Source organism: Actinokineospora sp. (assembly GCF_052390155.1).
Taxonomy (GTDB): Bacteria; Actinomycetota; Actinomycetes; order Mycobacteriales; family Pseudonocardiaceae; genus Actinokineospora.
On record NZ_JBQTHF010000007.1, the window covers coordinates 129,711 to 155,158 of the forward strand.

At 71.0% G+C, this 25,448-nt stretch carries 27 protein-coding genes and 1 other RNA gene; 21 read left to right on the forward strand and 7 right to left on the reverse strand.

The window, feature by feature from the left end; translation table 11 throughout:
* Window positions 1-152 precede the first annotated feature (152 nt).
* The 7 genes from rox to ACT4N7_RS03855 all read left to right on the forward strand — a co-directional run bounded on the left by rox (window position 153) and on the right by ACT4N7_RS03855 (window position 7,710).
* A complete protein-coding gene (gene rox, locus ACT4N7_RS03825) occupies window positions 153-1,583 on the forward strand; it encodes a rifampin monooxygenase (protein ID WP_444827158.1) in 1,431 nt (476 codons plus the stop codon).
* Between the two features lie 47 nt (window positions 1,584-1,630).
* Window positions 1,631-3,808: an RNA polymerase recycling motor ATPase HelR gene (helR, locus tag ACT4N7_RS03830; RefSeq protein WP_444827159.1), complete on the forward strand. Its 2,178-nt coding sequence runs from the start codon at window positions 1,631-1,633 to the stop codon at window positions 3,806-3,808.
* Window positions 3,809-3,936: 128 nt separating this feature from the next.
* On the forward strand, window positions 3,937-4,464 hold the full coding sequence (locus ACT4N7_RS03835; RefSeq protein WP_444827160.1) for a Panacea domain-containing protein: 528 nt from the start codon (window positions 3,937-3,939) through the stop codon (window positions 4,462-4,464).
* A 249-nt stretch (window positions 4,465-4,713) separates the two neighbouring features.
* Complete coding sequence (locus ACT4N7_RS03840; protein ID WP_444827161.1) at window positions 4,714-4,980, forward strand: hypothetical protein; 267 nt, start codon at window positions 4,714-4,716, stop codon at window positions 4,978-4,980.
* Window positions 4,977-5,816: a Nif3-like dinuclear metal center hexameric protein gene (locus ACT4N7_RS03845; RefSeq protein ID WP_444827162.1), complete on the forward strand. Its 840-nt coding sequence runs from the start codon at window positions 4,977-4,979 to the stop codon at window positions 5,814-5,816. The genes ACT4N7_RS03840 and ACT4N7_RS03845 overlap by 4 nt, the downstream gene beginning before the upstream one ends.
* Window positions 5,813-6,550: a zinc ribbon domain-containing protein gene (locus tag ACT4N7_RS03850; RefSeq protein WP_444827163.1), complete on the forward strand. Its 738-nt coding sequence runs from the start codon at window positions 5,813-5,815 to the stop codon at window positions 6,548-6,550. Before ACT4N7_RS03845 ends, ACT4N7_RS03850 begins: the two co-directional genes overlap by 4 nt.
* Window positions 6,508-7,710 carry a bifunctional RNase H/acid phosphatase gene (locus ACT4N7_RS03855; protein ID WP_444827164.1) on the forward strand — a complete coding sequence of 401 codons (1,203 nt, stop codon included), beginning with the start codon at window positions 6,508-6,510 and terminating at the stop codon, window positions 7,708-7,710. Before ACT4N7_RS03850 ends, ACT4N7_RS03855 begins: the two co-directional genes overlap by 43 nt.
* Here ACT4N7_RS03855 and ACT4N7_RS03860 read toward each other — a convergent pair.
* Complete coding sequence (locus ACT4N7_RS03860; protein ID WP_444827165.1) at window positions 7,707-8,240, reverse strand: NAD(P)H-dependent oxidoreductase; 534 nt, start codon at window positions 8,238-8,240, stop codon at window positions 7,707-7,709. The genes ACT4N7_RS03855 and ACT4N7_RS03860 overlap by 4 nt on opposite strands.
* Before the next feature lie 138 nt (window positions 8,241-8,378).
* Between ACT4N7_RS03860 and rnpB the strand changes: the two genes are divergently transcribed.
* The 13 genes from rnpB (at window position 8,379) to ACT4N7_RS03925 (ending at window position 20,721) form a co-directional block, all read left to right on the forward strand.
* An RNA gene (rnpB, locus tag ACT4N7_RS03865) (RNase P RNA component class A) lies at window positions 8,379-8,762 on the forward strand.
* A 301-nt stretch (window positions 8,763-9,063) separates the two neighbouring features.
* Complete coding sequence (locus tag ACT4N7_RS03870; RefSeq protein WP_444827166.1) at window positions 9,064-9,261, forward strand: hypothetical protein; 198 nt, start codon at window positions 9,064-9,066, stop codon at window positions 9,259-9,261.
* A 421-nt stretch (window positions 9,262-9,682) separates the two neighbouring features.
* A complete protein-coding gene (locus tag ACT4N7_RS03875; protein WP_444827185.1) occupies window positions 9,683-9,964 on the forward strand; it encodes a hypothetical protein in 282 nt (93 codons plus the stop codon).
* 19 nt (window positions 9,965-9,983) lie between these two features.
* Window positions 9,984-10,415, forward strand: a complete 432-nt coding sequence (locus tag ACT4N7_RS03880) for a hypothetical protein (protein ID WP_444827167.1) — start codon at window positions 9,984-9,986, stop codon at window positions 10,413-10,415.
* Between the two features lie 121 nt (window positions 10,416-10,536).
* Window positions 10,537-13,341, forward strand: a complete 2,805-nt coding sequence (locus ACT4N7_RS03885; RefSeq protein ID WP_444827186.1) for an ATP-binding protein — start codon at window positions 10,537-10,539, stop codon at window positions 13,339-13,341.
* Between the two features lie 85 nt (window positions 13,342-13,426).
* Window positions 13,427-15,397 carry a magnesium transporter gene (locus tag ACT4N7_RS03890; RefSeq protein WP_444827168.1) on the forward strand — a complete coding sequence of 657 codons (1,971 nt, stop codon included), beginning with the start codon at window positions 13,427-13,429 and terminating at the stop codon, window positions 15,395-15,397.
* 4 nt (window positions 15,398-15,401) lie between these two features.
* Window positions 15,402-16,031: a hypothetical protein gene (locus ACT4N7_RS03895; protein ID WP_444827169.1), complete on the forward strand. Its 630-nt coding sequence runs from the start codon at window positions 15,402-15,404 to the stop codon at window positions 16,029-16,031.
* Between the two features lies 1 nt (window position 16,032).
* Window positions 16,033-17,037: a C40 family peptidase gene (locus ACT4N7_RS03900; protein ID WP_444827170.1), complete on the forward strand. Its 1,005-nt coding sequence runs from the start codon at window positions 16,033-16,035 to the stop codon at window positions 17,035-17,037.
* Between the two features lie 19 nt (window positions 17,038-17,056).
* On the forward strand, window positions 17,057-17,539 hold the full coding sequence (locus tag ACT4N7_RS03905) for a hypothetical protein (protein ID WP_444827171.1): 483 nt from the start codon (window positions 17,057-17,059) through the stop codon (window positions 17,537-17,539).
* 8 nt (window positions 17,540-17,547) lie between these two features.
* A complete protein-coding gene (locus ACT4N7_RS03910) occupies window positions 17,548-17,748 on the forward strand; it encodes a hypothetical protein (protein WP_444827172.1) in 201 nt (66 codons plus the stop codon).
* 87 nt (window positions 17,749-17,835) lie between these two features.
* Window positions 17,836-19,236 carry an RNB domain-containing ribonuclease gene (locus ACT4N7_RS03915; protein WP_444827187.1) on the forward strand — a complete coding sequence of 467 codons (1,401 nt, stop codon included), beginning with the start codon at window positions 17,836-17,838 and terminating at the stop codon, window positions 19,234-19,236.
* A gap of 52 nt (window positions 19,237-19,288) precedes the next feature.
* The gene (npdG, locus tag ACT4N7_RS03920; RefSeq protein ID WP_444827173.1) at window positions 19,289-19,957 is read left to right on the forward strand and encodes an NADPH-dependent F420 reductase; all 669 of its coding nucleotides are present in this window, start codon (window positions 19,289-19,291) and stop codon (window positions 19,955-19,957) included.
* Entirely contained in the window at window positions 19,954-20,721 is a 768-nt protein-coding gene (locus ACT4N7_RS03925; protein ID WP_444827174.1) for a helical backbone metal receptor, read from the forward strand. The genes npdG and ACT4N7_RS03925 overlap by 4 nt, the downstream gene beginning before the upstream one ends.
* Here the strand turns inward: ACT4N7_RS03925 and ACT4N7_RS03930 are convergent.
* The 3 genes from ACT4N7_RS03930 to ACT4N7_RS03940 are packed head-to-tail and all read right to left on the reverse strand — an operon-like array spanning window position 20,668 to window position 22,566.
* Window positions 20,668-21,468: a group II truncated hemoglobin gene (locus tag ACT4N7_RS03930; protein WP_444827175.1), complete on the reverse strand. Its 801-nt coding sequence runs from the start codon at window positions 21,466-21,468 to the stop codon at window positions 20,668-20,670. The genes ACT4N7_RS03925 and ACT4N7_RS03930 overlap by 54 nt on opposite strands.
* A gap of 4 nt (window positions 21,469-21,472) precedes the next feature.
* Window positions 21,473-21,736 carry a DUF397 domain-containing protein gene (locus tag ACT4N7_RS03935; RefSeq protein WP_444827176.1) on the reverse strand — a complete coding sequence of 88 codons (264 nt, stop codon included), beginning with the start codon at window positions 21,734-21,736 and terminating at the stop codon, window positions 21,473-21,475.
* A complete protein-coding gene (locus ACT4N7_RS03940; protein WP_444827177.1) occupies window positions 21,733-22,566 on the reverse strand; it encodes a helix-turn-helix domain-containing protein in 834 nt (277 codons plus the stop codon). The genes ACT4N7_RS03935 and ACT4N7_RS03940 overlap by 4 nt, the downstream gene beginning before the upstream one ends.
* On the opposite strand from ACT4N7_RS03940, the gene ACT4N7_RS03945 reads away from it, so the two are divergent.
* Window positions 22,509-22,880: a hypothetical protein gene (locus ACT4N7_RS03945; RefSeq protein WP_444827189.1), complete on the forward strand. Its 372-nt coding sequence runs from the start codon at window positions 22,509-22,511 to the stop codon at window positions 22,878-22,880. The two genes, ACT4N7_RS03940 and ACT4N7_RS03945, sit on opposite strands and share 58 nt — an antisense overlap.
* A 133-nt stretch (window positions 22,881-23,013) precedes the next feature.
* On the opposite strand, the gene ACT4N7_RS03950 is transcribed toward ACT4N7_RS03945, so the two are convergent.
* From ACT4N7_RS03950 to ACT4N7_RS03960, 3 genes are read right to left on the reverse strand one after another with little or no spacing between them, the layout of a single operon-like run.
* Window positions 23,014-24,192 (reverse strand): hypothetical protein, encoded by a 1,179-nt coding sequence (locus ACT4N7_RS03950; RefSeq protein ID WP_444827178.1) that lies wholly within the window; start codon window positions 24,190-24,192, stop codon window positions 23,014-23,016.
* Window positions 24,193-24,227: 35 nt separating this feature from the next.
* Window positions 24,228-24,884, reverse strand: coding sequence for a DUF3558 domain-containing protein (locus ACT4N7_RS03955; RefSeq protein WP_444827179.1), 657 nt, complete (start codon window positions 24,882-24,884; stop codon window positions 24,228-24,230).
* A 2-nt stretch (window positions 24,885-24,886) separates the two neighbouring features.
* Window positions 24,887-25,264, reverse strand: coding sequence for a hypothetical protein (locus tag ACT4N7_RS03960; protein ID WP_444827180.1), 378 nt, complete (start codon window positions 25,262-25,264; stop codon window positions 24,887-24,889).
* Window positions 25,265-25,448 lie beyond the last annotated feature (184 nt).

Here is a 25,448-nt window from a genome sequence, read left to right on the forward strand (position 1 = left end):
ATCCTGCGTGGCTTGGCCGCCGACAGCGGCGTGACAGAAAGGAGGGAACCCACTCCTTCCACTTCAACATATAGCGCACCGGGGGGCTTGCCGCAAGACCCGGGTACTGCCGCAGAATCGTCGGCCGAGGCACCGGGTAAACGGGGGTTTTCATGATTGATGTGATCGTTGCGGGCTGTGGACCGACCGGCTTGCTGCTGGCCGCGGAGTTGCAGCTGCACGGCGTGCACGCGCTCGTCCTGGACAAGGACGCGGAGCCGACCAGGATCGTCCGCGCGCTCGGCCTGCACGCGCGCAGCGTCGAGGTGCTGGACCAGCGCGGCCTGCTGGAGCGGTTCCTCGCGCTCGGTCAGCAGTACCCGGTCGATGGTTTCTTCGCGGGCATCACCAAGCCGTTGCCGCCGGACCGGCTGGGCACCGCGCATCCGTACGTCCTCGGCATCCCGCAGACCACCACCGACCGCCTGCTGACCGAGCACGCCACCGAGCTCGGCGTCGAGATCCGGCGCGGCCACGAACTGGTCGGGCTGAGCCAGGACGACCACGGGGTGACCGTCGAGCTGGCCGACGGCACCCGGCTGCGCTCGCGCTACCTCGTCGGCTGCGACGGCGGCCGCAGCACGGTGCGCAAGCTGCTCGGCGTCGGCTTCCCCGGCGAGCCCGCCAGGGTCGAGTGGCTGCTGGGCGAGGTGGAGCTGACCGCGCCGCTGGAGACGCTGAACGCCGTGGGGGCCGAAGTCCGCAAGACCCAGAAGGTGTTCGGCGCCATGCCCCTCGGGGACGGGCTGTACCGCGTCGTCGCGCCCGCCGAGGGGGTGGCGGAGGACCGCACGGTCCCACCGACCCTGGACGAGCTGAAGCGGCAGGTGCGGAAGCTCGCGGGCACCGACTTCGGCGTGCACTCACCGCGCTGGCTGTCCCGCTTCGGCGACGCCACCCGGCTGGCCGAGCGCTACCGGACCGGCCGCGTGCTGCTGGCAGGCGACGCGGCGCACATCCACCCGCCGATGGGCGGGCAGGGCCTCAACCTCGGCCTTCAGGACGCGGTCAACCTCGGCTGGAAACTGGCCGCCGAGGTCAACGGCTGGGCACCGGAGGGGCTGCTGGACAGCTATCACACCGAACGGCGCCCGGTGGCCGCCGACGTGCTGGACAACACCCGCGCGCAGACGGAGCTGATGTCCACCGAACCGGGTCCCCAGGCGGTGCGCAGACTGGTGGCGGACCTGATGGACTTCGAGGAGGTGAACCGGTACCTGATCGAGAGGATCATCGCGATCGGGATCCGCTACGACTTCGGCGAGGGACATGACCTGCTCGGCAGGCGGCTGCGGGACGTGGGGCTGAAGCGGGGGCGCCTCTACGGGCTGATGCACGGCGGCCGCGGCCTGCTGCTCGACCAGACCGGCCTGCTTTCGGTGGCAGGCTGGGCGGATCGGGTCGACCACGTCGTCGACGTCAGCGAGGAACTGGACGTGCCCGCGGCGCTGCTGCGGCCGGACGGCCACGTGGCGTGGGTCGGGGAAGATCAGGCGGATCTGCTCAGCCACCTGCCGAGGTGGTTCGGCGCGCCCGTCGGCTGAGCGCGCAGTTGACGGAACACCCGCCGAAACAACGCTATGAGGGGCCTGTGTCGAATCAGGGGTACGAAGAGGAATTGCGGTCCGAGCGCGGCTACGTGGCCGAGCTCTACGCGCGGCTCGACGCCGAGCGCGCGCGAGTGAAGGATCAGTACGACGCGGCGTTGCGGGGAACCGGCGGGACCCCCATGGAGCGGGACGATCAGGTGCGCGCGTCGGCCAAAGAGCTGAAGCGGCTGGACGTCGGGGCCAACGGGCTGTGTTTCGGCCGGTTGGACACCCTTTCCGGCGACCCTTCGTACATCGGCCGGATCGGCCTCTTCGATGAGGAGAACGACTACGAACCGGTGTTGCTGGATTGGCGGGCACCGGCGTCGCGCGCGTTCTACGTCGCCACGGCCGCGACCCCGGAGAACATGCGTCGGCGCCGCCAGTTCCACACCCGCGGGCGCCACGTGCTCGATTTCACCGACGAGGTGCTCGGCCGCCCGGACGACAGTGATCGGGGGGACGCGGCGCTGCTCGCGGCGATCAACGCGCCGCGTGGGGCCGGGATGCGCGACATCGTGGCGACGATCCAGGCCGAGCAGGACGAGATCATCCGGCTCGACCACCCGGGGGTGCTGGTGATCGAGGGCGGCCCAGGCACCGGGAAGACCGTGGTGGCGCTGCACCGCGTCGCGTACCTGCTCTACACCCAGCGGGAGCGGATGGAGCGCCATGGTGTGCTCGTGGTCGGGCCCAACCCGGCGTTCCTGAACCACATCAGCCGCGTCCTGCCGTCGCTGGGCGAGTCCGACGTGGTGTTCATGACCACCGGCGACCTTGTGCCCGGCCTGCACGTCACTGCCGAGGACACGCCGGAAGCCGCGCGGCTCAAGGGCTCGCTGAAGATCCTCGACGTGCTCGCGGCGGCGGTCGCCGACCGGCAGCGGCTGCCGGAGCACCCGCTGCCGATCGGCCTGGGTGACGTCACGGTGCGGATCGACGCCGAGACCGCGGCGTGGGCCAGGGAGGAGGCGCGCGCCTGCGGTCGGCCGCACAACGAGGCCCGCGCGGTGTTCACCGAGATCGTCACGTATGTGCTCACCGAACGGGCGATTGGCCGGATCGGTCGGGGCTGGCTGACCAGGGACGACCGCAAAGCATGGGAGGAGATGCGGGCGGACCTGCTCAAGGAACTCGCGGACGACGACGCGTTCACCGCCGCGCTTGATGAACTCTGGCCAGTGCTGACGCCGGAAACCCTGCTGGCACCGCTGTACTCGTCCCCCGAACGACTACGGGCCGCGGGCGGCGACCCGGCGTTGTCGCGCGCCGACGGCGACGCCTGGACGGTGTCGGACGTGCCGCTGCTCGACGAGTTGGTCGACCTGCTGGGGCGCGACACGGTGGCGGACAAGGCAGCCGAGCGGGCCGCCGAGCGGGAGCGGAGGGCCGAGGCCGAGTACGCCGACCGCGCGCTGGACCTCCTCGTCAGCCGCCAGGACTCGATGGACGACGAGGACCACCTGTTCGCCACGGACCTGCTCTACGCCGAGGACCTCGCCGCCCGGTTCGTCGAGCACGACACCCGTGACCTCGTCGAACGCGCCACCGCGGACCGGGACTGGACCTACCGGCACATCGTGGTCGACGAGGCCCAAGAACTGTCCGAAATGGACTGGCGGGTGCTGATGCGGCACTGCCCAGGCCGATCCTTCACCGTGGTCGGCGACCTCGCCCAACGCCGGTCCGCGGCCGGAGCGACGTCGTGGGGCACGATGCTGGAGCCGTACGTGCCCGGCCGCTGGGTCTACCGGTCGCTGACGGTGAACTACCGCACCCCGGCGGAGATCATGACCGTCGCCGCCGCGCTGCTCGCCGAGTTCGCACCCGGGGTCCAGCCACCGGAGTCGGTCCGCGCGTGCGGTGTCGAGCCGTGGTCCAGGCGGGTCAGCGAGGACGAACTGTCCGCTGCCGTCGAGGAATTCGTGCGGGCGGAAGCCGGTCGCGAAGGCACCAGTGTCGTGATCGGGCCACCGGGTGTGCCGGGCGCGGTGGCGGCCTCGGAGACGAAGGGCCTGGAGTTCGACGCCGTCCTGGTCGTGGACCCGATGCGGATCCTCGCCGACGGCCCCCGCGGCGCGGCCGAGCTCTACGTCGCCCTCACCCGCGCCACCCAACGCCTCGGCGTCCTGCACCGGGACCCACTGCCGCGGGCCCTGACCGGACTCGCCATCACCTGACCAGGTGATCTTCACGATCAGGTTGGCGGGGGCGCGGACGGGGCGACTAGAATCGAACATGTGTTCTAGCGGCTCGTTCCGCAAGTGATGCGGGCCGTACGCAACGAAACGCGGTTGATCTGGGATGCTTGGGTTGGTCGAGAGCAACGCCTCGACCATGCGGATCGTCCCTGTCAGGTGCTGGGAGGAGGGCTTGTGGCGCGAGCGTTGGACGTGGCCGCCTTCATTCTGTCCCGCAAGGGTCCGATGACGGCGATGAAGCTGCAGAAGCTCGTTTACTACAGGCATGGCACCTGGTCTGGGACGAAGAGCCGCTGTTCGAGGAGCGCATCGAAGCGTGGGCCAACGGTCCTGTGGTACCGGAGTTGTATCGGCAGCACCGAGGGCGGTTGCGGCTCGATTCCGATGAACGCCTGGGCGGCGACCCGGCAGCGCTCAGGGCCGGCGAGCGGGAGACTGTCGAAGCGGTCTTGGCCGCTTATGGCGACAAGCAGGCCAATTGGCTGAGCGAGCTGACTCACCGCGAAGCGCCATGGCGAAACGCCCGCCAACGCGAACAGCGTCGAGAAGGTGATCGCGGAAGTTCCGTCATCCGGCATGACGACATGTTCGAGTACTACGACGGCTTGACCAGTGCGGGCGCCGAGGAAGTCTGAGTGGGCAAGGGTAGACCTCGGGCCGAGTTTCCTCTTGGTAAGGGCAAGCAGGGGATTCGAGAGCATGACGGTGCATCAGGTGTTCAACTCCGATGGCCGGATCGGCAAGGACTACGACACCCGCACCCGGCCGTCGAGGCCCGCGCGGCGCAGGTGTACTGCCGACGACGACTGCGGTCGCGGGCGAGCGGCAGCTGGTGCGGGACAGATGAAGCAGACGTGCGCTGAGGTGCCCTTACAATCCCCGCGATGACCAGCATCGGACCCGACGAGCACGCGCTCCTGCGGTACCACGTCGACGCCGCGCCGGGTCGCCGCGCCGTTGCTGCTGTTGGAGGTCGCCGACGGGGAGCGCGTCCGGGCCGGGCCGCGGGCCCGCGGCATCGCCGCGCGCCGCGGCGATACTTCACCGGCTTCGGCCACGACCACCTGCGCGTCGCCGTGCGCGCGTCCGAGGAATGCTGGCCGCTGTCTGCCGCGCTCCGTGTCGAACTCGCCCTGGAGGTACGCCTGTGACGACCGTTGCCGACGCGGCGGCCGCGCTCGACGCCGCTTACCCGCCCGCGCTCGCCGAAAGCTGGGACGCGGTCGGCCTGGTGTGCGGCGACCCAGCCGACGATGTGACCAGGGTGCTCGTCTGCGTCGACCCCGTCGAGTCCACAGTGGACGAAGCGATTTCCCTTGGCGCGCAACTGATCGTGGCCCATCACCCGCTGCTGCTGCGCGGCGTGCACGGCGTCGCGGCCGACACCCCCAAGGGCGCGCTGGTGCACCGGATGGTCCGTGCGGGCATCGCCTTGTTCTGCGCGCACACCAACGCCGACGCCGCCGACCCCGGCGTGTCCGACGCGCTCGCCGCCGCCATCGGGCTCACCGTCACCGGCCCGCTCAACCCGAACGCCGACGGTCGCACCGGCATCGGCCGCCTCGGCGAACTGCCCGCGCCCGAGCCGTTCGCGGCGTTCGTCGAACGCGTGGCCCGCGCCCTGCCCGCCACCGCGGGCGGCGTCCGGGCCGCGGGCGACCCGGACCGCCGGGTGCGCCGGGTCGCCGTGTCCGGCGGTGCGGGCGACTCCTACCTCGCCGCCGCGACCGCCGCCGGGGTCGACGCCTATGTCACCGCCGACCTGCGTCACCACCCCGCGGGTGAGCACCTGGCGGGCGGCGACGTGCCCGCGCTGGTCGACGTCGCCCACTGGGCCAGTGAGTGGCCGTGGTGCGACCAGGCGGCGGAGATCCTGCGAGCCGCGCTCGGCGGTAGCGTTGAGACCGTTGTCTCCACACGTCGCACCGATCCCTGGACCGCTCAGGCCGCGGGCACGTCAGACCGAACCGGGAGGTTCCCAGGGTGAAAGCCGATTCCGCCGCGCAGCGCAGGCTGCTCGATCTCGCCGACGTCGACGCCGAGTTGGCGCGCGCGCGGCACCGCCGCCGCACCATGCCGGAGCTGGCCGAGATCGCCGCGGCGGAGAAGGCCACCCAGGCCAAGCGCGATGCCATGGTGGCCGTGCAGACCCAACTCGACGACCTCGACCGCGAAGTGGCCCGCCAGGAGAAGGAGATCGACGCCGTCCGCGCCCGCGAGGAGCGCGACCGCGGCCTGCTCGCAGGCGGCACGCTCAACGCCAAGCAGCTCACCGACATGGACCACGAACTGGCCACGCTGGAGCGCCGCCAGGGGGTGCTCGAAGACGACCTGCTGGAGCTGATGGAGCGCCGCGAGGCAGTCGAGTTCGACGGCAAGCACGCGGGGGTCGAGCTGGCCAAGGCCGAGGAGGCGCTCACCGTGGCCACCCACCGCCGCGACGAGAACCTGGCCGACCTCGACACCATCGACGCCCGCCGCGGCGCCGAGCGGGTCAAGATCCTGCCCGACATCCCCGAGGCGCTGCTCGCCCTCTACGAGCGCAAGCGCGCGAGCAAGGGCATCGGCGCCTCGCTGCTGCGCGCCCGCCGCTGCGGTGCGTGCCGCCTGGAGTTGGACCGGCGCGAGATTTCCCGGATCAAGGACGCCCCGGCCGACGAGGTCATCGAGTGCGACGAATGCGGCGCCGTCCTGGTGCGCACCCCGGAGTCCGGCCTGTGAGAGTGCTGGTCGAGGCCGACGGCGGCTCCCGGGGCAACCCGGGCCCCGCGGGCTACGGCGCCGCGGTGTTCGACGCCGACACCCGCGAGGTGCTGGCCGAGCGGGCCGAGGGCATCGGTGTGGCCACCAACAACGTGGCCGAGTACCAGGGCCTGATCGCGGGCCTGCGGGCCGCCGCCGAGCTGGGCGCCGACACCGTCGAAGTGCGGATGGACTCCAAGCTCGTGGTCGAGCAGATGTCGGGTCGGTGGAAGGTAAAGCACCCGTCGATGCAGCCGCTGGCGCTGGAAGCGGGCAAGATCGCGCGCACCTTCGCCCGCGTCAGCTACGAGTGGATTCCGCGCGAGCGCAACAAACACGCCGACCGACTGGCCAACGAGGCCATGGACGCGCAGGCGGGCATCGAGCCCAAGCCGGACCGGTCCTCGAACCGGAGCAACGCGCGAGCGGGCATCGAGTCGAAGTCGGACCGGAGCGACGCGCAGGCGGGCATCGAGCCCAAGCCGACCTCGCCCGCGGGCTGGAGCGGCGCCCAGGGCGCGCCGACCAGGCTCCTCCTGCTGCGGCACGGCCAAACCGCCATGTCGGCGGAGCGGCGGTATTCGGGCCGCGGCGACGTCCCGCTGACCGGCCTGGGCCAGACCCAGGCCGAGGCCGCCGCGCGCAGGCTCGCCAAGCTCGACGGCGTCGACGCGGACACGCCCATCGTCGCCTCTCCGCTCGGCCGCACCACCCAGACCGCGGCGGCGTTGGCCACCGTCACCGGCGGCGAAGTCATCACCCACACCGGCCTACTGGAAACCGACTTCGGCGACTGGGAGGGCCTGACCTTCGCCGAGGCCGCCGCCCGCGACCCCCGCGAACACCGCGACTGGCTCGCCGACACGTCCGTGCCACCCCCCGGCGGTGAGAGCTTCGACGCCGTCCACCGCCGCGTCCGCAAGGCCCGCGACGAACTCATCGCCCGCTATGGCGGCCGCACCCTGGTCGTGGTCAGCCACGTGACGCCGATCAAGTCCCTGCTGCGGATGGGCCTGGACGTCGGCCCGTCGATCCTGTTCCGCCTGCACCTGGACCTCGCGTCCCTCTCGATCGTCGAGTTCTACCCCGACGGCAACGCCTCGGTCCGCCTCGTCAACGACATCTCCCACCTGAGCTAGGCCGATTCGGCCCGCGCGGCCATGCGGTGCACGACGGTGGAGAAGGTGCCCAGGACGTCGTCCAGCGCGGCCGCCGCCAGGGGTCGGACGGCTGAGCCCTCGCCCGCGCCCGCGATCATCTGGTCCAGCACGAAGTGCCCAGCCGACACGCGCGTGGCGCCCATGCTGAACAGCAGCGGGCGCAGCACGAAGTCGATCGCGACCAGGTGGCCCTGCGTGCCCCCGGTGGCCAGCGGCAGGACGGCTTTGCCCGCGAACACCCCCAGCGGCAGCAGGTCTAGCAGCGACTTGACGAGTCCGCTGTACGCCGCCCGGTAGACCGGGCTGGCCACCACGATCCCGTCGGCCGCGCGCACCGTCTCGATCGCCGCGCGGATCTCCGGGTTGGCCAGGTCTTCGGCCAGCAGGGCGACGGTGGGCAGGTCGCGCACCGCCAGGACGCGGACCAGGTGGCCCGATCCGCGCAGCGTCGCCGCCGCGTGGGTGACCAGGATGCCCGCCCGAGCCGTCGGCGCCGGGCTGCCGGACATGATCAGGATCGACGCGATGGCGATCTCCCCTCGGCTGCGTCACCGGACCTCACCACGAGTAGAACAGCCCAGGTCGGGGCACTCAACGGTGTCCACGCCGTGGGACGCGCGGACCTGGCCGTATCCTGGTCCCGCGGGCGAGTCGGCAGGGCGGCCGCGGCGGTGGGCTCCACCGTCGAGGAAAGTCCGGACTCCGCAGGGCAGGGTGGTTGTTAACGGCAACCCGGGGTGACCCGCGGGACAGTGCCACAGAGAACAGACCGCCTGGCGGCGACGCCAGGTAAGGGTGAAACGGTGGTGTAAGAGACCACCAGCACCCCGGGTGACCGGGGTGGCTAGGTAAACCCCACCCGGAGCAAGGCCAAGAGGGAGCCCCCGGGCTCCTGCGCAGGCGTTCGAGGGCTGCCCGCCCGAGCCTGCGGGTAGGCCGCACGAGCCTGCCGGCGACGGCAGGTCCAGATGGATGGTCGCTACCCGGGACACGTCCCGGGGACAGGATCCGGCTTACGGCCGACTCGCCCGCCCTGTCCCTGGCCGCTGCAGCCACGGACCGCTGTCCAACGGTCCACCTGCCTGTGCCCCTCGTGCTCTAATCGATGGGCACCTGCCTCGTCCGATAGGAATGGTCGGCAGGGAAAAAAACCGGGCGGCCCGCGTTGCAGCGCAGACCGCCCGTGCGGCAAGACCCGGCCATCCTCGGAGCAGCAGGGAGATTCGCCATGTCCAAGGTACGGCGTGCCCGGCCGATCGCGTTCCCCCGGCCTGGTGAACGCCCCGGCCGGGTGAACGGCGGCTGCCCGGAACGTGCCCGAGTGAGCACCCGATGACCAGGAAACGGGTTCGGCGAGAGACCTGGCCGCGCTTCTTCCGCAAGCTGTTCACCAGCGCGAAGATGTTCCGCAGGCTGATGTGCGTCCTGGTGCTGCTCGCCGTGCTGCTGGTGATCCTGCTGGGCAGGCTGCCGGACATCGACGCCCTGACCGACCTCCTGAGCACTGGGACCGTCCGCTCGCGATCCTGAACCGCGGGCGGGTGGGGTCGGCGGCTCGGTCCGCCATGAAACAATGGCCCGGACCACTCGTCTGGGCTGATCGGCGGTACACCGATCGGAGTACCACCGCCCGGGAAGTGAGCCGGGTTCGCCTGTGAGTTGCCGCACTCAGGGTGAGGGGGGTGGCGCATGCGGGTGAACCACCCCATGTCCGAGAAAAAGTGGTGGTCATAGGGTTGTGACCAGGGCTCATCACCGCATCATGGGTGTGGTCAGATTACACCCGCCCGGGGGATGAGGAGGTCCGCTCGACCACGGAGCGCGTTTCCGTGGCTACACCTGGTAAATGACAATCATGTGCTCTTCTGCTCTACTCGAAGGGCACGGCGCAGACCTGCCGCGCAGGAGCACGATGACGTCCCTGACCGCTCCGCGCACTTGGGAGATCGACATGACCACCCCGACCCTCACGGCCCTCATGGAACTGGCCCAGCAGGAACCGACCAGCATCGGCACCAGCGGCCTCCGCGACTGGATCCTCAACAACCTCATCCCGCTGCTGCTCCTCGTGGTCGCGCTGCTGTTGCTCTGGCTCGGCGGCGGCAAGGGCGACAACGCGGGCGTGATGCGCAGGCTCGGCGGCGTGATCGTGGCGCTGGCCGTCATCGGCCTGGCCGTCACGAACGCGGGCGAAGGCATCGGCCGGTGGATCGCCGGCCTGTTCACGGGCTGATCAGGTCCGGTGAATTGAGGTGCGGATCCGCACGGACGACGAGGTCTACCGCGTGGACGCGGTGTGGCTCGGGCCACCGAAGGCGACCTTCCCGTGGCGCGCGCGCTACGTGGCGTGGGGCGTCGGGACCGTCGTCTTCCTGCTCGCGCTGACGGTGTTGCGCAACCTCGGTGTCAGCCTGTTCTGGTCCATCGGCTGGGGCATGGTCGCCACCATCGCCCTGACCATGCTGATCTGCTCCCGGATCAGCCACGAGCGCCCGCTGGGCGCCGTACTGACCATGTGGGTCCGCGAACTCACCGCCCCGCGCCAGGTAGTCGAGGGAGTGGGTGGCGCGTGCAGCGCGGCCCAGGTCCGGGTGCGGGCGGAACTGCCCAGGAAGAAGAAGCGACAACGCGGGCGGGCACGAACCGCGAGAAGCAGGGAGGTCAGCGGTGTTCGGACGCCGTAAGCGTGAGCCGGATGCGCTCGCGCCGTACCCGGCGGGACATCCGCATGACCGGGCCCCGGTCAGGGCCAGACACGCCGCGCCCCGTTATGAGCACGCGGCGGCGCGCAAGCGGGGCAAGCGGTTGCCAGGTGAGCAGAGCATCCCGGCCTACACCCCCGAGATCGCGACCCGCAGCATCGACGGACACCTGTTGCGCACCGGTACTGACGTCTACGCGTGGTACCGGCTGGCCCCGCAGCGCTGGTCGTTCCGGTCGGACTCGCAGCGCCAGGACCTGATCGCGGCCATCGCGGGCCAGTACGCGGAGCTGTCCGGCCGGTGGCTGCACCTGCGGGTCACCACCCGGCCGTACCCGATCCGCATGTGGGCCGAGGCGCACGTGCACAACGCGGTCAACCGGCTGCCCGACGTCCCGGGGGCGCTGTCGTTCGACGACTACCTCGTCGGCGAGCAGCAGCAGCTCATGGGCCGCTCGATGGCCGAGAAAGAGGTCTACCTGGGCGTCCAGGTGCAGACCCGCAACGTGGTGGACCGGGCCGTCGAGCGGGCCGCGCCGCTGCTGCGCAAGGTGTTCCCGGACGCCGTCGACGCCGAGCTGATGGCGCTGGAGAGCGAAGTCGAGCACCTCGACCAGGTGATCGGGTCCGCCGGTCTGGAGGGGCGCCCGGCCACGGCCGAGGAGATGTACTGGCTGATGCACCGCTCGTGCTCGCTTGGCCTGCCCGCGCCGCGCAACATGCCCGCGGTGCCGGGGGCGGCCTGGGAGCCTGAAGACCTCGCCAGCTTCACCGACGCCGCCGACTTCCACCAGGACCCGTACGCCCCGACGGTCACCGTCCGCGGCCGCACCGGCTCCAACGCGGGCGTCACCCGGCACGTCACGGTGCTGACCGTCGGCATGATGCACGGCCTGCAGATCCCCGAGATCGACGACCCGTGGGTGCAGCGCGCCGACCGGCTGCCCGCGTCCGTGGAGTGGTCCGCGCGGATCTACGTGCGCCGCCCCGAAGAGGTCCAGGGCGAGCTGGCGCGGCAGATGAACAAGGTCCGCTCGCAGGTCAAGCACTACACCGACGAGCACGAGCTGGAGCCGCCGCAGTCGCTGGCCCGGCAGGCGTCGCGGGTGCTGGAGATCGACGACGAGATGACCTCTGGGTTCACCGCCCTGGCCACCCGGGTGCGTTCGTGGTGGCGCCTGGCGGTGTCCGGCCCGACCGAGCGCGACGCGCTGCGGTTGGCGCAGCAGCTCCTCGACCTCTACAAGCCGAAGGTGGCCATCGAACACCCCGAGGCGCAGTACGCGATGGCGCGCGAGTTCATTCCCGGCGAGCCGCTGGCCTCCACGGCGTACCTGCGTCGCGGCTCGGTCATCTGGGCGGCGTCCTCGGTGCCGACGGCGACGGCCGAGGTCGGCGACCGGCGCGGCATCCTGCTCGGCGAGACGTGCACCGCCACGCGCCGCCCGGTGGCGTGGGACCCGTGGATGGCGCAGGAGATCCGCGACGGCTCCGGGCTGACCGCGATGGTCGCGGGTCTCGGCGGCGGCAAGTCGTTCCTCGGCGGCGGCATCGTCTACAAGACGCTGCGCGCGGGGGCGCACTGGACGATCCTCGACCCGTCCGGCCCGCTGGCCCGACTGTGCGACCTGCCCGAGCTGCGCCCCTACGCGCGGCCGATCAACCTGCTCAACGCCCAGCCGGGCATCCTCAACCCGTACCGGGTGGTCGCCGAGCCCAAGCTCGACCACTTCCTGGACGAGGAGGACCCGGAGCGCTCGTGGCGCCGGGAGAAGGCGCTGGCCGCGGCCACCCGCCGCCGCCTGGTGCTCGACGTGCTGGCAGGTCTGCTGCCCTACGAGGTGGCCCGGCTGCCGCAGAGCCGCATCGTGCTGCTGCGCGCGGTTCGGACCGTGGGCGGTCGCGCCGACGCCGACCCGAGCCTGGTGTTCGACGCGCTGCGCCGCGACGCCAGCGAGCACCACGAGCACGCCGTCGTGGTCGCCGACTTCCTCGACGAGATGCGTGAGCGGATGTCGCTGCTCATCCCGGAGAGCGGCGCCGACCCCTACGACGAGAAACGCGACGACCGGCTCACCGTGCTCACCATGGCCGGTCTGACGCTGCCCAAGGACGGTGTGGGCCGCGAGCACTGGACCGACGCCGAGGCGCTCGGCGTGGAGATGCTGAACCTCGCCGCGTGGCTCACCCAGCGTTCCATCTACGAGCGCCCCAAGGACATGCGCAAGGGCGTCTGGATCGATGAGGCGTTCTTCCTCTCCGAGGTGCCCACCGGTCGTGTGTTGATGAACCGCTTCGCCCGTGACTCCCGCAAGTGGAACGTCCGGGTGCTGCTGTCCTCGCAGATCCCGGCCGACTTCCTCAAGATCCAGGGCTTCGTGACGCTGCTCGACTCGGTGTTCATCGGCCGACTGGACGACGACAGCGCCCAGGCCGACGCGCTGCGGCTGCTCAAGGTGCCGATCGGCGCGGGCTACGAGCAGGTCGTGGCCAGCCTGGGCAGGCGGCCCGGCGGGCAGCGCGGCATGGTCGAGCGCGACGTCGCGCCGCGCCAGTTCATCTTCGGCGACGGCGCCGGTGGCGTGGAGCGCATTCGGATCGACCTGTCCGGGGTGCACCTCGACCACCTGCGCACGGTCATGGACACCACCCCGGACGCCCAGCGGGAGAACGCCGCGCGCGCTCTCCCGGCGGCGGAGTCGCACGCCGCGCTCCCGCCGAGCGAGTACGAGTTCGAGCCGGTCGACGGCTCGACCCTGCCCAGCGACGAGGAGTTCGAGCGCGCCGCCGAGTTCGAACTCGGCCTCACCGAGGAGGACTTCGTCGGTGACGGTCTCGATGACTCTGCCCCTGATCGGAACGACAGCAAGGATGGCGAGAAGAAGCGCGGTCGTGAGGACGCGGCATGAGCAGTACCGCCGGGTCCGCGCAAGTGGCTAAGTTGATCAAGCTAGTGCCCGGATTGCCGAGCCAGGCGAGGTTGGTGGACGTCAGATGATCACGATCCTGGTGGTGGTCGCCGCCGCGCTGCTGGTAGCGGCGCGGCGGCGGAAAAGGCAGCGTGGACACCAGAGCGCGTCGCCCCGCAGGCGCTACGCGATGCTCGCCGTCATCGGCATCATCGGGCTGCAGGCGGTCGTCGGCAGCCCGGCGATGGCGCAGGACACCGACTGCGTCCCCAACCCGGAGCGCCCCGGCGCGGGCATGGTCGGCGCGCTCGACCCGCCCCAGGGCAACGGCGAGGCGGACAGCCCGTACCTGATCTACGGCTACGCGGGCATGGTCTGGCACGTCTACGACGAGTCGTGCGGGGGCCTGGTGCCCAGCGGGGTCAGCGACCCCGGCGCCACGATCGACAACTGGGCGGGCAACGAGCTGTTCAGCATCGCCAAGAACATCGTCGGCGCCACCAACTCGCTGCACTACACGCTGCTCAACGGCGGTGTCCTCGGCGGGTTGAACGAGCAGATCGGCAAGGCCGCCGACGCGGTGTTCGACAACATCTACACGCAGTTGTTCAGCGTGTTCATGCTCGTGCTGGCGATCCTGCTGTTCCGCCAGATCTGGAGCGGCGACCTGGCCACGGTCAGCAAACGCACGCTGTTCGCGCTGGCAGGCATGTGGCTGGCGGCGTCCTCGGCGGTGCTGGTCAGCAACTACGACCGGGTGGACGACATCATCGTGCGCACCACCTCGGGCATCCAGGCGGGCTTCGTGGACCCCGAGGAAGACCGGGTGGTCCGCCACATCCTGCCGACCGACCTGCACAACAAGGTCGTCTACGAGAACTGGCTGCGCGGCGAGTTCGGCAGCCCGGACGACCCGAAGGCCACCGAGTTCGGCCGCAGGCTGCTCGACGCGCAGGCGTGGACCCGCGACGACCTGGTCTCCGGCCGCGACGCGGACAACGCCGCCGAGCAGGCGAAGAAGAACGAGTACAAAACGATCGCCACCCAACTCGGCCCGGCGGCGGGCTACTTCAAGGGCACCGACGGCAGCCGCACGGGCGCGGGCATCCTGGCGCTGTTCCAGTCGATCGTGTACTCGCTGTTCCAGCTCTTCGCCAAGCTCGCGGTGCTGCTGGCCCAGCTCCTGCTGCGCATCCTCGCGCTGGCCGCGCCGGTCATCGGCCTGGTCGCGCTGGTCCACCACGACATCCTGCGCAAGGTCGGCCGCGCGGTCGGCGCCGTCGTGCTCAACGTGCTGGTGCTGGCGATGCTGGCGGGCATCCACTTCAAGTTCCTCGAACTGATCTTCTCCCCGGAGGCCAAGCTCTCGCTGCTTACCCAGATGCTCCTCGCGGCCATCGTGACGATCGTGTTCTTCCTGGTCGGGCGGCCGATGCGGCGCATGTGGCAGATGTTGGAGCTGTCGGTGGGCGCGGCGGGCGCGTCGATGCCGTCGGCGGGTGCCGGCCTGTTCTCCCGCTTCCGGCGCAACAAGCACGCGGGCCCGACACCGCAGGACGACTTCTGGGAGACCGTGCGCGAGGGCGAGGATTCCGACGGCACCGCGCTCGCCCGGCAGGGCGGCAGGCGGCCGCGGCCCGAGGCGAGCAACCCGGTCACGGCGACGGCCGAGCGGATGGACGCCCGCCGCGCGGCCATCGGCGGCCCGCGCGCGGCGATCATGGGGGCGCCGTCGCACCTGGGTGCCGCCGCGGTGCCGGTGTCCGGGCGCAGTGGTCCGGCGCAGCTCATGGCGGGCGGCGGCAGCCGGGTGGTCGACACCGTTCCGGTCGCCGACCGCGGCTGGGACCGCGGCGAGGACGCCGTGGTCATCCCCTCGCGCGTCCAGTCGCCCTACGGCGCGCCGGTCGAGGCGCCGGTCACCGCGGCGCCGCGGGCGGCCGACGTCGAGATGGTCGCCGGGCGGCCCGTGCACGTGGTCTACCGGCCCTCCCGCGGACTGGAGGTCGCTGACCGGCGCGACGGGCCGCGCGACACCGACACGGTGGTGAGGTGAGGCGATGCCGATCCGCACGAACCGCGGTCGCGCCGCGGTCTACCGAAAGCTGTGGGGCTGGCCGCTGCGCTCGCCCAAGCACCTCGCCGTGGCGGTGGTCGTGGCGGCGGTGCTGATCGCGGGGGTGGGCATCCTGCTGCCCAAGATCGCCGGTAGGTCCGCGGGCGCCCAGACCGCCGCGCCCGGGTCGTCCTCGTCCGCGCAGGCCACGACGACGACCAAACCCAGCGGCCCGCGCCCCGACCCCGGACCGGGTGGCAACAACACGCCGAGCGCGCTGCCCACCCGGCTGCCGTCCGAGTCGCGCGCGCCCACCTCGGTGCCCGCGGCATCGAAGGCGCTGGAGACCGCCGAGGTGTGGGCCAGGGCGTGGGTCGACCACCCGGCGGGTGAGCCCGCCGAGAAGTGGCTGGACCGGCTGCGCCCGTTCACCACCGAGGAGTACATGACCGTGATGTCCACAGTGGACCCGGCCAACGTGGCCGCGACGGCGGTCACCGGCAAGGCCGTGGCCCGCGCCTCGTTCCCGAAGTCGGTCGACGCCGAGGTCCCCACCAACGGCGGTATCCTGCGGATCACGGTCATCGAGACCGACCGGGGCTGGCGCGTGGCGAACTACGAGCAGGGAGCCTGACATGCGCGCGACGGTGGTGGTCGGCTCGCTGACGGCGATCGGCATCGTCACGGCGATCACCGCGGGCGTGATGACTGTGGTGCGGAACGACCAGGTCGCCGACGCCATGCAGTTGAGCACCGTGTCCTGCAACGCCAGCCTCGGCCCCGCCACCACCGGCCCGGCGGGCTCCGGCGCGGCCGACGCGGGGCGGCTCGGCGAGGAGCAGCGCGGCGCCGTCGCCCTGATCATCTCCATCGGCAAGCAGCGCGGACTCGCCCCGCGCGCGTGGCAGATCGCCATCCAGGCGGGCATGACCGAGTCCGGCCTGCGCAGCCTGAACTACGGCGACCGCGACTCGCTCGGCATCTTCCAGATGCGCCCGTCGATGGGCTGGGGCACGCCTGCCGAGGTCACCAACCCGACGTATGCGATCAACAAGTTCTACGACGTGCTGCTCAAGGTGCCGGACTGGGAGAACCAGCGGCCCGGCGAGTCCGCCCAGGACGTGGAGCGCTCCGCCTTCCCGGACCGCTACCACCGCTGGGAGTCCATGGCGAGCCACCTCATCGCCGAACTCGGCCAGGTGGTCAACGCCACCGGCTGTGGCGAGGGCGTGGGCAACCTGCTGCCCGCGCCGACCGCCGCCGCGGGCGCCGCGATCCAGTTCGCGCTGGCCCAGCAGGGCAAGCCCTACCAGTGGGGCGCGGCCACCACCCAGCAGAACTCCTACGACTGCTCCAGCCTGATGCTGCAGGCGTTCCGCACGGCGGGGGTCACCCTGCCGCGCACCTCGCGCCAGCAGTACCGGGCGGGCGCCCTGCTGCCGGTGGAGCAGGCGCAGCCCGGTGACCTGCTGTTCTGGGCCTACGACGAGACCGACCCGGCCACGATCCACCACGTGGCGATGTACCTCGGCGATGGCAAGATCGTCGAGGCACAGCAGAACGGCGTGCCCGTGCACATCAGGGCGGTCAAGTGGACCGAAGGCGAACTGCTCGACCAGGCCGTGCGGCCGGGGGTCTGAGTCTCCAAGGAGGCAGTCCATGAACATGTACGCCCCGGATCCGCTTCCTCGGCACGCGGGCCCGCCCGCCTCCAGCGCGCCGCTGCGCGAGTTCCTCGACTCGGCCGCGCGGCCCGGGATCAGCGCGGGCTACGCGGTGGTGCCGCGGTCGCTGGCCGAGGGGATGCCGCTGCCGTGGCAGCAGGCCATGGCGCACCTGCTCTACGAGTTCCACCAGGTCTACGCCCACCTGAACTGGCCCGAGTACCGCGTGGTGCCCTCGCGCCGCGAACGCCTGGTCGACCTCGACGAGGACCAGCTCGCCGAGGTCGGCGCCCTGGTGGAGATCGACGTCGACGGCGAACTGGTCTACCGGGAGCGCAACGGGCGGCGCATCGAGGACCCGGAACGGCAGGAGGTGCTGGTGTCCTGCCTCGACCCGATCCCCGGTCAGCACCTCAACGCCAACCAGGACACGCCGCCACGCGGATTCCCGGTGCAGCAGGCGCCGAACTGGGGTTAGCTGGACCTATGCGCGACGACAATCCAGACCCCGGCTGGTACTTCAACACTCGCACCGGCGAGGTCGAACACGGCCACCTGTCCCGCTCGATCGACCGGCTCGGCCCCTACCCCGACCGCGAGACCGCCGCGCGCGCTCTGGAGATCGCGCGGGAGCGCACCGCGGCCGCCGACAAGGCCGACCGAGCCTGGAACGGCGACGACGACTGAGGTGCACTGGGCACCTTCAGGACACTGACGAGCGGCCGTGCCGTCGGGATCAGTGCCAACGGATATGGTGCAGCCGTGAACTCCAGGGTGATCGGGACCGACGGCGCCGGGGTCGACTTCGCCCGGATCCGCCGGGATTTCAGCCTTCCGACGCAATTTCCGGCCGCCGCGCACGCCGAGGCCGAGCGCGCGGTGTCCGACGGCGCCAAGGGTGAGCGCGAGGACGCGACCGCGATCCCGTTCGTCACCATCGATCCGCCCGGTGCCAAGGATCTCGACCAGGCGATGTGCATCGAGCGGGTCGACGGCGGCGGCTTCCGGGTGCACTACGCGATCGCCGACCTCGGCGCGTTCGTCGTCCCGGACGGCGCGCTCGACGGCGAGGTGCGCAGGCGCGGGCAGACGCTCTACCTGCCAGACGGCAACGTGCCGCTGCACCCGACCGTGCTGTCCGAGGGCATCGCCAGCCTGCTGCCCGACCAGGTGAGCCCGGCCGCGCTGTGGACGATCGACCTCGACGCCGACGGCGAGCCGACCGCGGCCCGCGTCCGCCGCGCCCTGATCCGCTCGACCGCGCAGTTCGACTACGAGAGCGTGCAGGCGAGCATCGACGCGGGCGACCCGCACCCTTCGATCGCGGAGTTGCCCGCGCTGGGCAGGTTGCGCCGCGCGCACGCGATTCGGCGCGGCGCGGTCGAGTTGCAGCTCCCCGAGCAGGAGGTCGAGCCCGACGGCGATGGCTGGCGGCTCGTGCTGCGCCCGCGCACCGAGGTCGACGCCTGGAACGCCGAGATTTCGCTGCTCACCGGCATGGCCGCGGCCAAGATCATGCTTGCGGCCAAGGTCGGGGTGCTGCGCACGCTGCCCGACCCGGACGACGGCGCCGTGCAGTGGCTGCGCCGCTCGGCGAAGGCGCTGGGCATCGAGTGGGCCAAGGAGACGAGCACCGCCGAGCTGCTCGCCGAGTTGGATCCGTCGCGGCCGGAGGCGCTGGCGCTGTTCATGGACGCCACCCGGCTGCTGCGCGGCGCCGGGTACACCGTGTTCGACGGCGCGGCCCCGCAGTTGAGCACGCACGCGGGCATCGCGGCGTCGTACGCGCACGTCACCGCGCCGCTGCGGCGGTTGGTCGACCGGTTCGGCACCGAGATCTGCCTGGCGGCCTGCGCGGGCACGGAGATCCCGGCGTGGGTGCGCCGGGCGCTGCCGCTGCTGCCGGAGCTGATGGAGGGCTCCGACAGCCTGGCGAGCAAGGTCGACCGGGCGTGTCTGGACCAGGTCGAGGCGTGGGTGCTCGGCGACCGCATCGGGCACGAGTTCGACGCGGTGGTGCTGCGCGCGGAGGCGGGCTCGGCCGAGATATTCATCGCCGACCCGCCCGTGCTGGCCAAGTGCGCGGGCGAGGGCCTGCCCGAGGGCGAGTCGATCCGGGTGCGGCTGACCGAGGCCGACGAGGCCGAGCGCCGGGTGGGCTTCGAGCGGGTGTGATCAGCGCGGTGTCACCCCGATGCGGTAGAGAGTCCCTGTGGAAGGAACAGAAGTGACCGACGTCAGCAAGCTCAAGGTCGGCGTGCTCGGCGGCACCGGCCCGCAGGGGCGCGGATTGGCGCTGCGGTGGGCGAAGGCGGGCATCGCGGTGGTGCTGGGGTCGCGCTCAGCGGAGCGGGCCGAGGCCGCCGCCGCGGAGCTGCGTGCGGGCGCGGGCGTCGAGCACATCAGTGGTCTGGACAACACGGCGTGCGCGGCCGACGCCGACGTGGTGCTCGTCGCCGTGCCGTGGGAGGGCCACCGCGAGCTGCTGGAATCGCTGCGCGACGAGCTGGCGGGCAAGATCGTCATCGACTGCGTCAACCCGCTCGGGTTCGACAAGCAGGGCCCGTTCGCGCTGCCGGTGCAGGAGGGCAGCGCGGCCCAGCAGGCCGAGCAGGTGCTGCCGGACTCCCGAGTCACCGCCGCGTTCCACCACGTGTCCGCGATCCACCTCGGCGACCTTGAGCGGTCCGAAGTGGACACTGATGTGCTGGTGCTCGGCGACGACCGCGAGGCCACCGACCTGGTCCGTGCTCTCGCCGACGCCATTCCCGGCATGCGCGGCATCTACGGCGGCAGGTTGCGCAACGCCCACCAGGTGGAGGCGTTCACCGCCAACCTGATCGCGATCAACAAGCGCTACCAGGCACACGCGGGCATCCGGGTCACGGACGTGTGAGCGTGCTCCTCGACGACCTAGGCGAGCCGGTCCCGCTGGCCGGGACTCCCGCGCGCGTCGTCAGCCTGGTGCCGTCGCTGACCGACGCGGTCCAGACCACCGCGCCCGGCCTGCTCGTCGGCGCCACCGACTACTGCACCCACCCACCGGACTTGGTCGTCGCGCGGGTCGGCGGGTCGAAGTACCCGACTGTGGCAGCGGTGCTCGATCTGCGGCCGGACCTGGTGATCGCCAACTCCGAGGAGAACCGCCCGGAGGACGTCGAGCGGCTGCGCGCCGACGGGGTGCCGGTGTGGGTGACGGCCGCGCCCGCGTCCGTGCCCGCCGGTCTGGCGTCCACCCGAAGGCTGCTCGTGCAGGGCCTCGGACTGTCCGAACCGGACTGGCTGCTCGCCGCCGAGGACGCGTGGCACCGGGTGGATCCCTTGCGTGCCACGGCGATCGTGCCGGTGTGGCGCAAGCCGTGGGTGGTCGTGGGCCGAGACACCTTCGCGGGCGACCTGCTGCGCCGCCTCGGCGTCGCCAACGCCTACGCCGACCACGCCGAGCGCTACCCGCGCCCGTCGTTGGCGGAATTGACTGCCGCGCGGGCAGACCTGGTGGTGCTGCCCGACGAGCCGTACAGGTTCACCGCCATCGACGGGCCGGAAGCCTTTCCCGGCAAGCGATTCGTGCTGGTGAACGGCCGCTACCTGACCTGGTACGGTCCGTCACTGGTCGCGGCCCGGACCGAGTTGGACGCCGCCATCACCGCCGCGCTGTGACCAGGGTCGGCGTTCGCCCCAGCCCCAGGTCGGCATCGGCTCGGGCACCTCGGCCGTGACACCCGGTTGGGACAGCACCATCGCCATCCGGGTGCCCCACTCCAGGTAGCCGACGAACGCCGCGCGGAACTCCGGGTCGTCCGGCAGCCCGACCTCGTCGGCGGTGTCGATCAGCAGCGCCACCCACCGCCTGCGCTGCCGCTCGGTGATCGCCCGCCCCAGGTGCCTGCCCACCATGTGCCGATGCCCGCCGCGCTCGCCGGAATACCGCGTCGGGCCGCCGAACACCTCGGCCAGCCACGCGGCCACGTGCCGCGGGTGCGCGGGGTCCATCCCGCTGAACACCGGCGCCAGCACCTCGTCGTCGGCCACGTGCTGGTAGAACGTGGTGAACAGCCGCTCGAACGCGGGCGCGCCACCGGCCCACTCGTAGAGCGTCGGCGCCGCCCGCCCCTCGATCCCGGTGGGCGCGGAGTGCCACGTCTCCTCGATCGCGGCCACGTAGGGCTGGATCTCGAACAAGAACTCCCGAAACGCCTCCCTCGACCGGACCCCCGCCGGGTGCGCCTCGGTGGGGGTCCACCTGATGCACAGGATGTAGGACTCACGGTCGTTCTCGCACCGGGTGAGTTCGAAGCCCAGGCATTCGGCGGCACTGGCCAGCCGCACGATGGTGCGTCGGTGGGCGGCTTCGAACGCGTCGCGGTCCGACGCCGAAATCCGGTACTGGACGTACTCGACGGTCATCGGGCTACCTGCCGAACCGACTGTCCGGCAACGTGCCGGTGAGGGCGAGCCAGGCGCGGGCCGGGACGACGAGGTGGCCACCGCCAGGATTCTTCGAGTCGCGCACCCCCACCTCCGGCGACCCCACCCACCGGGCAATCTCCACGCACTCTCCTTCAGTGGTGCTGCGACTGGACTTGCGCCACAGTGCTTCCACGCACTCGGTCTCGGTGGTGCTGTAGCTGGATTTGCGCCACTGCTGGTCGGTGAGGTCCATGTTTCGTTTCACTCTCGGTCGTAATGGGTCGCCACAGACGCCAGGAACTCAAGGGAATCGGCAGGTCCCAGCGCCGCCGCAGCCAGCCTATCCGTCAGGTTCTGAAACGGGGCGGTGTCCTCTGGCGTGTCCAGGAACCCGGACGCCTGCTTGTGCTCCAAGTGCACGATCGCTGTTGTCTTGTCGAACTCCAACAGCGCGTACATACCGTAGATCGGGTAGCCGCCATAGGCGAACGGGATCACCTGCACGGACACGGCCGGCATCCGGGCCTTGTCGATGATGTGCCGGAGTTGCGCGGCCATGGTCTGTGCCCCGCCGAAGGGGCGGCGGAGGGCGGCCTCATCCATGATCACCCGATAGATCGGCGGTCGCTTGCGGGTCAACAGATTCTGTCTGCCCGCTCGGGCGGCGACCCGTGCGTCGGCGTCGCCGTCCGGGATATCGCCGCGTTCCATCACCGCACGCATGTATTCAGGTGTCTGCAACAAGCCGGGAACCAACAACGGCGCGAAGTGGGTGATTCGGGTGGCCTGGGATTCGAAGGTGATCAGGGCGGGCAGTTGCCGGGGCAGGTCGCCGCCGACCTCCCACCAGCCGGTCGCGTTGGCTTCCTTGGCCAGGCAGAGGACCCGCTGCCGTTCGACGCCGGAGACGTCGTAGACCACCAGGAGCGCGGACACCTCCTCCGGGCTGGACAGCCGCGAACCCTTCTCCACCCGGTTCAGGCTGGCCGCCGAGATGCCGACCCGGCTCGCGGCCTCCCGGGTGGTCAGCTTGGCCCGTGCGCGCAGATCGTCGGCCGTTGCCCGAACTCGACGAGCACGGCGAACTGGTCCCACTCAACGCCGACCAGGCCTTGGACATCGTCGCGGAGTGGGCGGCGAACTACCCGACCGGCCGTTTCGTCGTGGTGGGCATGGCCGAGGACGGCTGGGACGCGCAGGTGCTCGGCTGGGGGCTCGCCCAACCCGACCAGGTCCAGGTGCACCTGCCGGGGACCGGCGTCACCGGCAGCTTCAGCAGCGCGGAGCAGGTCATCCGGCTGCTGTCGCACACCGTCGACGCCCGCCTGATCTGGGTCGACGACGAACCCGTCCGCTGGGACGACGACGATTCACCGGAAGAAACAGCGCCGCCACCGGCCCTCGGTTAGCGCCACGACCCGATCGTCTGCCGTGCTGTTGGGACGACGGTTCACCGGGTGGATGGCGCCTGTCACCTGGCCACTGGTCAGCGCCGTTACCGCCGCACCCGATCGGCTGTCGGGCACCGACTGTTCGACCTCGCTACTCCCCGATGACTGGTGGCGCGGTGATCTGGTCGGTGCCGAAGATCGCCTCCGGGTCGTTCTCCTGCAGGAACGACGCCCGCGTGTGCTCGCTGTCCTCGCCGCCCTGGCCGCGACCACCACCCGCGCCCATGCCACCCATTCCCGCGCCGCCCACACCACCCGCACCACGGCCCGCCGCCGCCGCGGCGCCTCGTCCGCCGGGTCCATGCTCGCCCCCGGGCGCGCCGCCGGAACGACTACCCGGCCCGTGCTCAGCGCCCGCAGCCGCGCCGGGACGCCCACCGGGCCCGTACTCGCCCGGCCGCGCCCCTGGCCCGTACCCGCCGCCCGAACCGGTCCCACCGCCGAAGCCGCCCGCGCCGCCACGGCCACCCGGGTAGCCGCCTGCCAACGCCGGATCGGCGGGCACCAGCGGTACCAGCGGCGGCCTGCCGGTCCCCGGTGGGGTGGTCGGCGTCGTCGGGACGAAGTCGTTGGGGTTCGTGGTCTGCGGCCTGTCCGGCTGCGGCCTGTCCGTCGGCACGAAAGGCGGCTGGTCCGGCGGCAGAGGCGGGTTCGGCGGCGGTGTCCGCGGCTGGTCGCGGCTGTCCACGCCGGTCCCCGGGGGGTCGGTCGGGTCGCCAGTCCCCGGCGGGTTCGGCGGCAGGCCAGGCTTGTCCGGTCCGGTGACGGTGATGGCGCCACCCGGGTCGGTCAGCGAGGAGTAGTCCATCGGCAGCGCCTGCTCGTTGGCGGTGCTCTGGTCGTCGTACATCCCGTAGACCCGGATGTTGTGCTCGGAATCCTGCCGGTACCGCTCGATCTCGGACTCGGTGTCGGTACTCCAGGGCGTGATGTCGTCCAGGAAACCCGTCTCGGGCGGGCTCGGCGGCACCGGCAGCACACTCCCCGAGGCCGAGTCGAACCCATCGGCCTGGTCTCGCAGGAGGGCGTGGGTCCGTTCGAGATTGTCGGCCCCGACGATCGAGACGTCGGCGATCGGCTTGGCGGCACCGAAGGCGGCGGCCCCAGCCTGCCCCTGCCAACCCGCTTCGATCTTCTGCGCGATCCGGTTGATCAGCTTTGCCCGCTCGGCTTCGAGTCCCGCCTCGGCGTTCGCGATGTCGTAACCGGTCGCCAAACTCGACGTCCCGGCCCCACCCCGCAGCGCCTCGTAGATCTGGTGCGCGGACATCCCGCCACCGCCGCCACCCCCACTCTCGAACATGCTCAGCCCCCCGCCTTCATAGTTTTCACAGCCTCCGCCGCCACGAGCGCTGCCACACTGCATGGGTCGGCGGTGCCGACCTTGGATTGCGACTGCGCCAACAACACGCTGAAGGTCAGCTTGTCGGTGACTCCCACGGTCACTCCACAGTGGCCTTCAGGGCGTAGATCGACCACGTCGTAGGCGACTGCTGGCAGGCCTTCGATGCTCGGAAGTACCTCGAAATAGAGGAACTTTCCAGCTTTGTTCGCCTTGTAGACGGCGCTCAAGCCGCGCGAGACCCCGGTGGCCCAAACGATCTCGACGCGACCACGATCGTCGTTTCGCCAGATACAGGCCTTTCCAAGCGGGGAAGGACCTGGTGTGCCTGGCGACCTGACGTCTAGTTTCGCGGTCTGTGTCTGGGTGAAGACCAGGCACGGATCCTGCTCGAACTTGGTGGTCTGGATCGGATTCTGAACCTTCGGCGCGCCGTCGGAAGGCAGTTCCGCTGGGTTGTTGCTCGTCGTGGTGGGGGATTCCGGCGTGGACGACGGTCGTGTCGACACCGTTGGAGTGTCGCCGGGAATTGCCTGGCCGGGTTGGTCGGTTGTGCATCCGGTGAGTGTGGTCATGCCGAGCGCCGCGCACAGGATCGTGATGCCGATGTGGGGTCGCACAGTCAGATTCCCTCGTCGGTGGCCAAGACCGGCGGCGGACCGGACTCGCCCGCCGCAGTGATCTTGCGGACGTTCTGCCGGTCGACGCCGAGGTAGTCGTGCAGGGCGTCCTGGAACTTCTGTGCCTGGCTCAGCGCGTACGCACGCTTCTCGACGAGCGAGTCGAGGTACGCCCTACCAGCCGAATTGGCCACCGTGGCGTGCATCTCGCTCGCATACTCCTGTCCTGGGCCTTCGATCGTGGCAAGACCGCGTGAGGTACTCAGCGAGGTTTGGTAGCTCTCGGCGAGGTCGAGCCAGTCTTTGACGATGGCGCGGATTTCGTCCGGGGAGAAGTCGAACTTGCCGCCGTCGCCCGGCGACAGCGGTGGTGCGCCCATCGGTCCGCTGGCGACGATGTCGCCCAGTGCCGAGCCGATACTCTGAAACGCCGAAGTCACCGTGTCCCCAAAGTGTCCTGACTCCTGAGCTACGTAACCGAGGATACGACACCCGTGACAGCCCGTGTTGCCGTTTCACCCAAAGTCGGATCACGCCGCCCCTCGAACGTGCCCGGACGGCACC